This is a genomic window from Pseudomonas cremoris, assembly GCF_014230465.1.
On record NZ_JAAXCY010000007.1, the window covers coordinates 255,189 to 267,812 of the forward strand.

Below are 12,624 nucleotides of genomic sequence, written 5' to 3' on the forward strand. Positions count from 1 at the left end.
AGGAATGTCGCGTCACCTTACCCATCGGCGGTGGATTAGTCATACGCAGTTAGCCGCCAAATGACCGGTGCAGTTTCACATGTCCAGGTTCACCCAGCCCGGCTCTGCCTCTTGCGGTGCCACTGCGTCGATGCGCTTGCCGGTCGCCAACTCCACGCGTCTCGCTACGTCCGGATCGTCGGCAAAAGGGATCAAGCTGGCATCGTCCAAGCTTTTGTCGGACAGCCCCTGCAAGCAATACTCCACCGCGCCGTACAGGCACACCACCATCAGCACGCCCCACATTTCAAACGATCCGAGCGTCAAGCTGGGCCCGTTTCATGTCGGCCACCCGCACCGTACGCCACGTGTTGTAGGCCATCAGCACCATCCCGGTAAGAAAGAACACACCACCGGCAAAGCGCACCACAAACCCCGGATGGCTTGCCTGCAAGGCCTCGACAAAGGAATAGGTGAGGGTGCCGTCATCGTTCACGGCCCTCCACATCAGGCCTTGGGTAATGCCGTTGACCCACATCGAGGCGATGTACAGCACCGTGCCGATGGTCGCCAGCCAAAAGTGCAGGTTGATCAGCGGCACGCTGTGCATCTGCTCGCGGCCAAATACCTTGGGAATCATGTGATACAGCGAGCCGAATGTGATCATCGCCACCCAGCCCAAGGCGCCGGCGTGTACGTGGCCAATGGTCCAGTCGGTGTAGTGGGAGAGCGCGTTGACGGTCTTGATCGCCATCATCGGGCCTTCAAAGGTCGACATGCCGTAGAACGCCAACGACAGCACCAGAAAACGCAGGATCGGATCGGTGCGCAACTGATGCCAGCCGCCGGACAAGGTCATCATGCCGTTGATCATCCCGCCCCAACTCGGCGCCAGCAGGATCAGCGACATCGCCATGCCCAGTGATTGCGCCCAGTCCGGCAGCGCGGTGTAGTGCAAGTGGTGAGGGCCGGCCCAGATGTACAGGGTGATCAGCGCCCAGAAGTGCACGATGGACAGGCGATAGGAATACACCGGCCGTCCGACTTGTTTCGGCACGAAGTAGTACATCATCCCCAGGAAGCCGGTGGTCAGGAAAAAGCCCACGGCGTTGTACCCGTACCACCACTGCACCATCGCATCGGTCGCGCCGGAATACACCGGGTAGGACTTGAACCAATCCACGGGAATCGCCAGGTGATTGACCACATGCAACATGGCGATCACCAGGATGAATGCGCCAAAAAACCAGTTGCCCACGTAGATGTGCTTTGTCTTGCGGCGTACCACGGTGGTGAAGAACACCACGGCATAGGCCACCCACACGACGGTCATCCACACCGCTCCGGAGAACTCGATCTCGGCGTATTCCTTGGTGGTGGTGTAGCCCAGCGGCAGGCTGACCAGCATGATCACGATCACCGACTGCCAGCCCCAAAAGGTAAAGGCTGCCAGGGTGTCGGAAAACAGCCGGACCTGGCAGGTACGCTGTACCGCGTAATAGCTGGCGGCAAATTGTGCGCTGCCGGCAAAGCCGAAAATCACCAGGCTGGTGTGCAACGGTCGCAAACGGCCAAAGGTGGTCCAGGGTAGATCAAGGTTCATTTCGGGCCACACCAATTGCGACGCGATCCACACGCCCATGGCCATGCCTACCACGCCCCAGACGAGGGTGGCGATAACGAATTGCCGCACGACTTTATAGTTATAGGCCTGCCCGATTGTTGCTGTGCTCATGCTCAGCCCTCCCACGGTTCCAAGTGGCGGCACTGTAGGAAGCATGGGCAAAACAAAACAGGCTCAGAAAAAACTCATTCATGCGGATCAGTTTTATCAGCCTGAAATAGCTGCTTCTAGACGCTCTGATCTGCTTTTTAACGCCGGACCTGAATCTTCAACGTGCTGCGCCGTAGCTGCATAGTGGGCCCAGAGAAGACGCGCCCGCTGTCTCGCCGGCGTTAGTTACACGCCACCCCCGTGCATCTGCCATGATCGAGCTTCGCAACCTGGCTCACCCAAGGAACGCCGCAATGGACGATGTACAGCAACTGGGCGAGATGCTTCGTCATTACGCCGATAGTGAAGCGCACAAGAAACAGCAATTCGACGTGCAGTCAGCGCGCTGGGCGCAAAAACTCGGTGAGCTGTTCGGGCAGATCGAGCAATGGCTGGAACCGGTCAAGTCGGTGGGCTTGCTCGAAGTCCATCGTGAAGCCTATGTGGCCAGCGGCCCAAGCGTGCCGGTGGAGACCTCGACGTTCAAGACCGAGAAGCTGACCGTGCACATCACCGGTAAGCCCGTGGAATTCGTCCCGGATGTGATGGGCGTGGGCGGTTTCATTTCGGTGGCGGTGATGGGCCTGACCGCCGCACGTCATGGCAGCGTCTCGCTGGTGCTGCCGGCGGATAAAAACGACTGGCTATGGAAGAAAACCAATGGCCTCAAGGACCCCGACACCTTCAGCTTTGACGCCAACTTCCTCGCCTCTCAGCTCCAAGGCCTGATTCCACGGGAACGTTTGTAGTGAGCGGGCTTGTCCCGCGCTGGGCTGCGAAGCCGCCCTGATTCGGCAAACGCATTCTTCCAGGAAGAACCTGATTGCCCGATTTTGGGGCCGCTTCGCAGCCCAGCGCGGGACAAGCCCGCTCACTACCAATGCTTATTTCAAGGCAGGGTCACCTGGGTTGAGCTTTTTCCAGCTTTGCATCACCACCTGCGCCTTGGGCTCCTGGCCGTTCTCCAGGTAGTACTGGATCAGCGACAGCCGCGCGTTACGGTTGTAAGGCTGGCGTTGCAACAGGTTTTCCAACTGTTGGGTGGCTTCATCGACCTTGCCGCCGTCGTGCAGGGCTACGGCGAGTACAAACGCGTACTGCGCGTTGGCGGGATCCAAGCGCACAGCGTTGCGTAAGTAGGGCATGGCATTGGCCGTACCGCCCGAACGAATCAGCATCAGCCCTTGGGTGTGCTGCAACAGCGCCGCATCCGGATGTTGTGCCAACTGCTCGGTGATCAGGCTGCGAGCCTCCTGCGCGCGGCCGTTGGCTTCAAGCCACTGCGCGAGGGTGACCAGCGCAGGAAAAAAGTCCGGGTCACGCAGCAACGCCGTGCGCAACTGACCTTCCACTCTGTCGCCACGGCCACTGGCCTGGTACAGCATGGCAAGGTTGAGGTTGGCTTCGGCGCGCTCCAGCAGGCTCATCTGCACCTGTTCATACTCGGCGATGGCGCTGTCCCAGGCCGGGCCTTGGCCGGGCACGCTCAACAGGTCGCGCGCGGCGATGATGCGCACAGCCCGCACCGGGTCTTTGAGCAAAGTACCGTAAAGCGCCACGCGTTCTGCGGGTGGCAGCAGGGCGCTGACCGCACGCACGGCGCTTTCCCGTACTTGCGGGGCAGGGTGGGAGAGGTCCTTGGTCGCCAACGCCAGTGCCTGCTGGCTCGGGTAGTTGGGCAACTCCACCAGCAACGTGGCACGCTGGATCGCCGGCAGGTTGCCGCGCGCCAACTGGTCATAGAGCGCCTGGGCTGCACCAGGCTCGCCACCGCGAATCAACACCATGCTCTCGGCGTAAGAAGGCGCCTTGAGCACGTCACGCGCTGCCGCTGGGATGCTAAAGCTGTGGTCATGGCGCAAGTCATTGCCCATGTAGACCTTGCCTGGCATGTGGCAATCGACACAGAACGCACCGGCCTTGCCCATGTGGTCGGCGGAATCGTACTGCTTGGCCTGCAACCCACGCCCATCCACCGTGGTGTACGGGGTTTTGCCCGCCGGGTTATGACACTGCGCGCACACGGCATTGCCGGGTGCCTTGAGTTCATTGCTGTGGGGGTTGTGGCAGTTGCTGCAGCGCACGCCTTTTTCGGCCATTTTGCTTTGCGCGAAGGAGCCGTGCTCGAATACTTCGTCCTTGATCTTGCCGTCCAGGGCGTACAGCTCGCGGGTCAATACGCTGGGCAGGTAGTCGTCCATCAAGCGTTTGCCCACGGTGAAACCATCGCCCAAGGGCGCACGGCGCGCATGACAGCGCGCACAGGTTTCCAGCTCGACGGTGGCGTCTTTGTCTTTGAGGTCTACGGCGAAGCCGGCATGCAGCAGGTCGCCCTTTTTAGCCGCCCATTGCAGGTGGTTGGACGCCGGGCCATGGCAGGCCTGGCAGCCGACGCCGAGACTGTTCCATTGGCTGTCGAAGCTGTTTTTAACCGCGTCGAAATTGCGCTTGTAGCCGGTGGTGTGGCACTCCACGCACATGAAGTTGGCGTTCTGGCTGGGTTTGCTCCAGTGCAGCGGGTTCTTGAAGTTCACGCCTTGGCCGGGGTAAAGGTGAAACCAGCGGTGCTGCTGCGTATCCCAGGCCACGCCGAGGGCTTGCAGGCGCCCCTCGCCAACCTCGATCAGGTATTGCTGCAACGGGGCAATGCCAAAGGTGTAGGCCACCTTGAAGTCGGCCGCCTGGCCGTCGCTGCCGGGGGTATTGACCCAATATTCGGCGCCTCGGCGAAAAAAGCGCGTGGTTTCGCCTTCGCCGGTAAAGCTTGCGTCATTGAAGTCTGCCGGCACCGTCTGCGCGTTGGCCTCCTGCATCGCCAGCTGATGGTGGGAGCCTTGCCAGTCCTTGACCTGCGCCTGGTGGCAACCCTGGCATTGCTGTTCATCGACCATCTGCGCCGGGGCGATGGCCGCCGGTTTCACTGCAACCACAGGTGCCGGCAAGCGAGGTGTGCCGGCCTGCAGGAAAAACCAGATCCCGGCCATGGCCAACAACAGCAACACAATCAATACGAGGTAGAGGTAACGTCGGGGTGAATCACGGTGGGGTACGGCTGGTTCTTTTTTGGGCTTGGGCATTCCGACTTCCGTTGTCTTGATGCATGGACGCTCTACGGCGTGCTTAAGCTTCGTGCAGCTTTGACGCTGTGCTCAAGTCTGTCAAACGCACAGCGCGAAATAGCGGCTATTTCTCCAGAGTTGGCTATACCTACAAGCTCAATGTTTCAGTGATGACCGCCAGGGAGTTCAATGATGAAACTAAGGCTAACGATCAGCGCGCTGTGCTTCGCCTCAATCGCAATGGCAGGTTGTGCCAGCAAGGTCACGCAACCCGAGGAATACTCCGGGTTTCTCTCCGACTACAGCCAACTCAAGGAAGCCAAGTCCCCGTCGGGTGCCGAGGTGATGCGTTGGGTTGATCCCAAGCTGGACCTTAGCCGCTACACCGCGGTGTACGTTGAACCGACCCAGTTCTATCCCAAGCCCCAGGCCACCGCCAAGATCCCGGAAAGCACCCTCAACGGCATCAACACCTACTACAACCAGGCGCTCAAGCGTGAGCTGGAAAAATCCCTGCCCTTGGCCAACGCGCCTGGCCCCGGGGTGATTGTGGTGCGTGCGGCGATCACCGCTGTCAGCAGCAAGACCGAAGCCCTCGCGCCGTACGAATACATCCCCGTTGCGCTCGTCGTGGCGGCCGCCAGTACGGCGACGGGCCACCGTGACCAGGAAACCACCCTGGGCACCGAGGCGCAGTTCCTCGACGGTGCCAGCGGCAAGGTGCTGGCCCAAGTGGTGCGCAAGGGCACCGGCAAGCCACTGTCCAACGACGCCCAAGTGATGAAGGCCGACGATGTGAAAAGCGTCATCGACGGTTGGGCGTCAGACCTGCATCAGTCGTACGTGAAGCTCAAAAAGCACTAGAACGTATTACGCGCCTGCCGGTTGTAATAGCTGAGCAGGGCGTCGTAGCGGCGGGTGACGAGGTAATAGTCGTCACTCAGCTGCTGCGGCAGCGCGCGGGCGTGCCAGTCTTTCTCCAATGTGCGTAACGCCGCCAGGTAAGCCTCGGCAGGCGAGGTGATGATGTACCACATGTACTCGGCGTCCTCATCCCGCTCCGGGCTGGTGGGCGTGCGGATGTAGGCCTTGGTGCCATCGGCGGCCTGTTGCACCGCTTCGGCCAGGGTAGCGACCGCCTGCGGTGTGAGGCTCGCATCACGCATGCCGAGCTCGATCTGGTTCACCGCCTCACGCGCCGCGATCATGTAGTTGAGAATGTGCCAATGCACGTCACGACCGAACCGAGCCTCCAGCAACGCCAGTTGCGCAGGCCGCATGCGCAGGTCCTCCACTTCCAAATCGTTACGCAGCTCGGCAGAGACGCGCCAGTAGTCCTCGCCTTTTTTCTCCAGCTCTTGCGCCAGGTGCTTGTTCATCACCTCTGCGACCATTTGCTGTGTGCTCGGCGGTATACCGTTGGCGCGATAGGCCGGTATGACGGTGTCAGACAGTGAGGTGAATTTGTTCAACTGGTAGGCGTACACGCTGGCCAGCCCAACCATGCGACTGCCAGGGTCCTGGCGCTCCAGCTTGAGGGTGTAGAGCTGCGAGCAGACTGACGCCTGGATCAGGCGCGGTTCGGGCTCGGTACGGTCGCCATAGTTATCGGTATCAGGCGCTACCGGCTGGGTTGAGCGCTTGCGGTAATAGGCCAGGCGCGTATCCCGGTCGATGCGGTTCACGCAATCAATGATCGGCGCCAGGGCGCTGGCGGCTGCGGTGTGGGGGCTGTCGTGCTGGTCCAGCCACAACTGCACTTGTTGCAGGGGCTTGGTGGCGCCGGCCATGCCGAGCAATCCCAGGCCCAGGAAAATGCCGATGGGGAATAGCAGATTCGGATTCATCTCTTGGCCTCCTGGCCGTACCACTGCGCTTCGGTGGCGGGTGCCTGGCATTCGGGAGCAGTGCGCGGCATGCGGCTGCACAGGCGTTCGGCCCACTGTTGCAGGCCTTGGTCGCGGGTGACCAAGTACTGCCTGTCGAGCAGCAACAGGCCGGCGTAGAGCGCAATCACCACGAGGACGGCCAGCACCATGCCCCCTGTGGTCCAGCGGGGATGACGGACAGTCCAGGGGGTGTGGTGGTTGTTGAACGGTCGCTTGATCAGACCGATCAGTGCCAGAGCGCCCACCAGCGTCAGGCTGGCGACGGGGCTGAAGATATACCCCAGCGCGCCCGCCAGCACCACCCCGGGCACCAGGTCGCGTATTGGCAGTAACTTCAGGGGCATGCGCTCGCTGAGTCGTTCATCCAGCACACGGTATTGGTGGGCCAATGGGCGCCACACTTGCCAGGCCAGCCCAGCACCGATCACGGCGGCCAGTGCCCACAGGATCCCATAGCCCATTGTCGGTATCACGTGACCGGCCAAGCGCTCGGCCTTGACCAGCACGCCCACCAGGCAACCCAGCACCAGCGCAACGATCCAGGGCCAAGTGTCGGTAGCCGTGTCCCAGCCTTGCCAGAAATACACGGTGCCGCCGGGCATCGCTTCGGCGAGGGCCACGTGGTCGGCATAGATATCGGCGCTGAGCGCCTGGCAGGCTTTCCAGTCGTCTTGATCCAGGCGCTCGGCGAACGCACGGCGCTGATTCAGGCTCATCGGTGCCAGCAACAGGCGTGCAGCGCGTTGTTGCGGGGTGAAGGGCGGCTCGGCGGCCAATGCCCGTTGGCGTGCGATAAAAAGTGGCCCTTGCTGGCGTCGCAACAACAGCGCCCAGTCGCCGGGCGGGCACGTGTGGTCGGCGCCACCGTGCCAGTCCTGGCCAGCACACACCGCGTCGAACACGGCGCAGGACCAGTAATGACTCTGGGCCAACAGCCTGGCCAGCCATTGGTTGAACCACTCGGCATGCGGGTGGTTATGCACCCACGCGTGTTGATCACGCGCCGCGTAGGCGGCCAGGAATGCCGCCTCGTCCTTGTGCGCAAGGGCCTCGCGTAACGGTTGCTGCAGAGCGGCACGGTGTTGGCGTTCGAGCTTCTCGACCAGCTCGGCGGGCAGCTCGAGGCGTTGCCAGGCCGTAAGCCAGTTGAACGTTTCGAAGGCCCAGCGCGTGTCTTCGGCGCTGAGTTCGCCTTCGATGCTGCGATGCAGCAGGTGCACTTCGAAGAACAGCGCTGTGCCGTCCTGCATTGCGGCTTGATAGCGTTGGTCGAGGGTTTCACCCCGGTGTTCAACCACGACTTCGACGGTTTCCTGCGGAGCCTGGCTGCGCTCCAGCGCAGCCTCGTAGGCTTCGCGCAGGCGCTGGAAACCCTCGGGATCTTCGTCCGGCCGGGTCTTCTTCAACAGCGCGGCGTATTGGCGCTTGATCGTGCGGCTATCGGCATCCGGCGTAAGGCCAAGGACATTCCAGCAAGTCATGTGCGGTGCAACTCCCTAAACAATCGGGCGCACATTACCTGTTTTAGGGGGTGATAAACCAGCGGTAGTACGGGTTGGCGCTGTCCTGCTGCAACACCTCCCGAATATCCCGCCCCCATGCATCACGGTCGCCGTCGTAGGCATGCAGGCTGGCGCGGTAGAACTGCATCAGCCGTTGCTGCTCGGCGCTGAGGGTGCGGGTGAACGTTGCGTCTGCATTGACCAGCGGCACCGGCGTGCGCAGGTCGAGCAAGGCCGGCAGCACCCGGGTGATTTCCTTGGCGCGCACCCACGGTGCGTACTCGATGTGCGGCTGGTCATCGGTGACGGCGGGCGCGTCGGCGGCAAAATGTTCCAGGCCCTGGCGATCGGTGACCCAGGTGGCCAGCAGCGTCGCGGCTGAATCGATACCGACGTCGGACAGCGCACTGCGCACGCCGGGCTGCTCGAAGCGCTGTCGGATGCGGTCTGCATCCAGGTTGATCGGTTCAAGGGAACCCACCAGCAGCATCTCGTGAAACTCACTGGTCCACAGCGATGCGTAGGGGAATACGTCAAGAAAGCTGCGCACCAGCGCGCGGGAGTCGTCAATGTTTTGCGTCGGCAACGGCAGCCATTGGGCGAGCAGGCCGTTTTTCTCCAGGCGCGTGGCGGCCAGTCTGTAGAAGTCCTTGGAATAGAGATTAACCACACCAGCGGCGGAGGGCGGTGGGGGTTCCAGGGTGATCAGGTCGTAGGCCTGTGGATTGCGCAGCAGTTCCTGGCGACCGTCGCGCAGGCGCAGTTCTACGCCAGGGTCGCTGGCAGCGTTGTAATTGCCTTTGAACAACGGCGCCGCCTGCACCACCGACGGCAGCAATTCGGCAACGACGCGGTGTTCCAGGCCTGGATAACGCAACAAGGCGCCGGCGGTTATGCCGGTGCCAAAACCGATCACCAACGCCGACTTGGGCTCGCCGTTGTGGATCAGCAGCGGCAATAACGCCTGGATACGCATGTAGCGCAGCGACGGCATGGCGTCGCCGGTGTTCGATACACCTTGGATATACAGACGCTGGAAAGTCCGCGCGCCCTGGCCTTGGGTGACCACGGCCACCGTCGCCCCACGTCCTTCCTGATAAAACGCCAAGCTGGCATTGCGTGCGCCCGGCAGTAATTTGGCCAGGCGATCCACTGGAGTCAGCAGTGCCACGGCCAGCGATACCAGCCCCAGCGCCACCACGGCCTGGCGCCGACCTTTTTTCACGCCATGGCCACGCCGCACGGCCAGGTAGCCCACCACGCCCGCGATCACGGCCAGCAGGCCCAAAGTCCGCACCAATCCCAGCCACGGGATCAGCACAAACCCGCAGAGCATCACGCCGACAATCCCACCCAGGGTGTTGAACGCCACCACGGCGCCCACGTCGCGGCCGACATGGCGGTTGCCCACGCTCAGGCGCAAGGCCACGGGAAACGCAGCGCCCAGCAACAGTGTCGGCACAAACACGATGCACAGTGCCGCCACTGCAAACCGTGCACTCATACCGGGCAGCTCACTGCCGCCCAGGCTCAGCACCAGCGACTCGGCCTGGGTTTGCAACAGCACCAGCCAACGGCCCAGCAGGGCGATTTCCAGCAGGGCTACCAGCCCGGCACCCGCGATCAACAGGCCGAATATGCCCCAAGGGTCACGCAGGCGCTCCACGCGGCGGGACATCCATTGACTGCCCACATACAAGCCGGTCAGGTAGGTGGCGAGTACCACCGCAAACGCATAGGTGCGTGTGCTCATGAACTGCACGATGGATTGTGACCACACCACCTCGTAGCCCAGCGCCACACCTCCCGCAATGGCGTAGAGCACCAGCGCCAATCGAGCGGGTTGTACCGCATGAGCCGCAGCCACAATGGCGGGCGGTCGATGACGCACCGCCAGCATTGCGCCCGCCGCGGCGGCCAGGTTCAACAGCGCCGCGACCAACGCACTGCCGCGCACGCCAAATTGCGCGATCAAAACGAATGCCGTCAGCAACGTACCGGCAATTGCCCCGGCGGTGTTGGCGGCATACAAGCGTCCGCCAGCCTGGCTCAAGCCTTTGGCGTCGATGTTCAGCGAGCGCACCAGCACCGGCAGCGTGCCGCCCATTAGCAACGCTGGCAGCCCCACCAGGGCAAACGGCAGCGCCCAGGCCACCGGGCCAATGCGTGCCTCCAGCCAAGCGAAGGGTTCGGCGGCCGTACCCAGCGCCAGCGTGGCGCCGACGCCGAAAACGGCCACCAGTAATTCCAGACCTGCGTACAGCAGCAATGGCCGCGAGAAACGATCCGCCAAACGTCCAAACAGCAGCCCGCCCAGAGCCAGCCCGGCGAAAAAAGCACTGATGCCGGTGGTGATTGCATACACCTCCACGCCGACCACCAAGGACAACTGCTTGATCCACAGCACTTGGTAGACCAACGCTGCGCCGCCGGAGATGAACAGGAGGAGGGCGGGGAGCAGGATTGAAGTGGTCGAATGAGTTTCTATTGTTTTGCTTGCAGCGTGTGAGGTCATTACCAAATTCCAGAGCTTTCAGAGAACTCCTGTGGGAGGAGGCATGCCCTACCGCAACACTGCCTCTGTAGTGAGCGGGCTTGCCCCGCGCTGGGTGGCGCAGCCGCCCTAAAACCAGACACCTCGGTCTCGCTGAAATACCGAGGCGTCCCGTTTAGGGCGGCTGCGCCACCCAGCGCGGGGCAAGCCCGCTCACTACAAGAGTGCGGCGGGCTTTTTGTTCCCACATTTGCCTTGTGTTGTATCGGTTATGAGCCCGGGGCAGCCTTCATTTTCGCGTCAATTTGCTTGTCCACCGCGCCGCGAATCTGGTCGATGCTGAAGCTCGCCGGTTTCTGGCTGGGCGGGTACTCGACAAAGGTTTGGAGGAACTTGGCTGATTTGGTAACGGCTACCGCAACCAAGTAAACGTTTTTGGTACTCCAGTCGTAGTACTGGTCAGAAACCACGTCCGCTCGTTCATAAGGGTCCATGCGCAGGTTGAAGATCTTCGGCACCCTTAGGCACACGAAGGGCTCGCTCCACACCGCAAAGCCACCCGGCGCACGTTGCTCGCAGTACACGGCCTTCCAATTGCCAAAGCGCGCCGAGACCAGTACGCCGTCATCGTTGAAATAGTAAAACTCGTCGCGGGCACCCTTGGGTTGCTGGCCGGTCAGGTAGGGCAACTGGTTAAAACCATCCAAATGTACTTTGAAGTTCTGGCCACCGGATGTCGGTGCCCAGCCCTTGAGCAGCTTGTCTTTGACGTCGGCATCGCCTGCTGCCGCCAATAGGGTGGGGAACCAATCCATGCCCGAGAACATTTCGTTGGAGACCTCCGCCGGCTTGATCTTGCCGGGCCAGCGGATCATCGCAGGCACGCGGTACGCGCCTTCCCAGTTGGAGTTTTTCTCGTTACGGAACGGTGTAGTCGCCGCGTCCGGCCAGGAGAACTGGTTGGGTCCGTTGTCGGTGGTGTAGACCACGATGGTGTTATCGGCGATTTTCAGGTCGTCGAGGGTTTGCAGGAGTTTGCCCACATCGCCGTCATGTTCCAGCATGCCGTCTGCGTATTCGTTGCCGGGCATGCCGCTCTGGCCCTTCATCGAGTCACGCACATGGGTGAATAGATGCATCCGCGTCGTGTTCATCCAGACGAAGAACGGTTTGTTGGCCTCGGTTTGTTTTTTGATAAACGCTTGGGCTGCGGCCGTGGTTTCGTCGTCGATGGTTTCCATGCGCTTGGTGGTCAAGGCACCGGTGTCTTCGATCTTGCCATCGGCGAAGCTGTGGATCACGCCACGGGGCGAGTTGGCCTTAACGAACTCGGGGTCGTCCTTCGGCCAGTACGGGCGTTCGGGTTCTTCTTCAGCGTTGAGGTGATAGAGGTTGCCGAAGAATTCGTCAAACCCGTGGTTGGTCGGCAGGTACTCGTCTTTATCACCCAGGTGGTTCTTGCCGAATTGTCCGGTGGCATAACCCAGTGACTTCAGCGCTTGGGCAATGGTGATGTCGCGCTTTTGCAAACCCACCGAAGCCCCTGGCGCACCCACCTTCGACAGCCCCGTGCGCAACGGCGTCTGGCCGGTGATGAAGGACGAGCGCCCAGCCGTGCAGCTGTTCTCCGCGTAGTAGTCGGTGAACATCATGCCTTCTTTGGCGATCCGGTCGATATTGGGCGTTTTGTACCCCACAACGCCCATGGAATAGGCGCTGATGTTGGTTTGCCCGATGTCATCGCCGAAGATCACCAGGATATTCGGCTTCTCGGCGGCCAGGGCGGATGCCGAGGCGCCGATCACCGAAGCCGCCACCAGGGCGAGCTTCGGCAGCCACTTACGTATGCGAGTCATAAGACTTGCTCCTTTTAGGGCTCTGGTCGCATTGGCTGCGACCTACGTTTATTACAGTCCGTCGTGACGTT

9 protein-coding genes are annotated in these 12,624 nt (G+C 61.5%); 2 read left to right on the plus strand and 7 right to left on the minus strand.

The window, feature by feature from the left end; genetic code table 11:
- Positions 1-75: 75 nt before the first annotated feature.
- Entirely contained in the window at positions 76-285 is a 210-nt protein-coding gene (locus HF257_RS19225) for a cbb3-type cytochrome c oxidase subunit 3 (protein WP_185706041.1), read from the minus strand.
- 1 nt (position 286) lies between these two features.
- Positions 287-1,714, minus strand: a complete 1,428-nt coding sequence (gene ccoN / locus HF257_RS19230) for a cytochrome-c oxidase, cbb3-type subunit I (protein ID WP_185706044.1) — start codon at positions 1,712-1,714, stop codon at positions 287-289.
- Between the two features lie 293 nt (positions 1,715-2,007).
- On the opposite strand from ccoN, the gene HF257_RS19235 reads away from it, so the two are divergent.
- Entirely contained in the window at positions 2,008-2,502 is a 495-nt protein-coding gene (locus HF257_RS19235; protein WP_185706046.1) for a hypothetical protein, read from the plus strand.
- A 135-nt stretch (positions 2,503-2,637) separates the two neighbouring features.
- Here HF257_RS19235 and HF257_RS19240 read toward each other — a convergent pair whose 3' ends face one another.
- The gene (locus tag HF257_RS19240; protein ID WP_185706048.1) at positions 2,638-4,830 is read right to left on the minus strand and encodes a tetratricopeptide repeat protein; all 2,193 of its coding nucleotides are present in this window, start codon (positions 4,828-4,830) and stop codon (positions 2,638-2,640) included.
- Between the two features lie 174 nt (positions 4,831-5,004).
- Here HF257_RS19240 and HF257_RS19245 point away from each other — a divergent pair, with 174 nt between their 5' ends.
- Positions 5,005-5,676: a DUF3313 domain-containing protein gene (locus HF257_RS19245; protein ID WP_185706050.1), complete on the plus strand. Its 672-nt coding sequence runs from the start codon at positions 5,005-5,007 to the stop codon at positions 5,674-5,676.
- On the opposite strand, the gene HF257_RS19250 is transcribed toward HF257_RS19245, so the two are convergent.
- The 4 genes from HF257_RS19250 to HF257_RS19265 all read right to left on the minus strand — a co-directional run bounded on the left by HF257_RS19250 (position 5,673) and on the right by HF257_RS19265 (position 12,553).
- Complete coding sequence (locus HF257_RS19250) at positions 5,673-6,659, minus strand: DUF3829 domain-containing protein (protein ID WP_185706052.1); 987 nt, start codon at positions 6,657-6,659, stop codon at positions 5,673-5,675. The two genes, HF257_RS19245 and HF257_RS19250, sit on opposite strands and share 4 nt — an antisense overlap.
- Complete coding sequence (locus HF257_RS19255; protein WP_185706054.1) at positions 6,656-8,182, minus strand: J domain-containing protein; 1,527 nt, start codon at positions 8,180-8,182, stop codon at positions 6,656-6,658. Before HF257_RS19255 ends, HF257_RS19250 begins: the two co-directional genes overlap by 4 nt.
- Before the next feature lie 43 nt (positions 8,183-8,225).
- Positions 8,226-10,718: a spermidine synthase gene (locus tag HF257_RS19260; RefSeq protein ID WP_185706056.1), complete on the minus strand. Its 2,493-nt coding sequence runs from the start codon at positions 10,716-10,718 to the stop codon at positions 8,226-8,228.
- Between the two features lie 248 nt (positions 10,719-10,966).
- Positions 10,967-12,553, minus strand: a complete 1,587-nt coding sequence (locus tag HF257_RS19265; RefSeq protein WP_185706058.1) for an arylsulfatase — start codon at positions 12,551-12,553, stop codon at positions 10,967-10,969.
- Between the last annotated feature and the right edge of the window lie 71 nt (positions 12,554-12,624).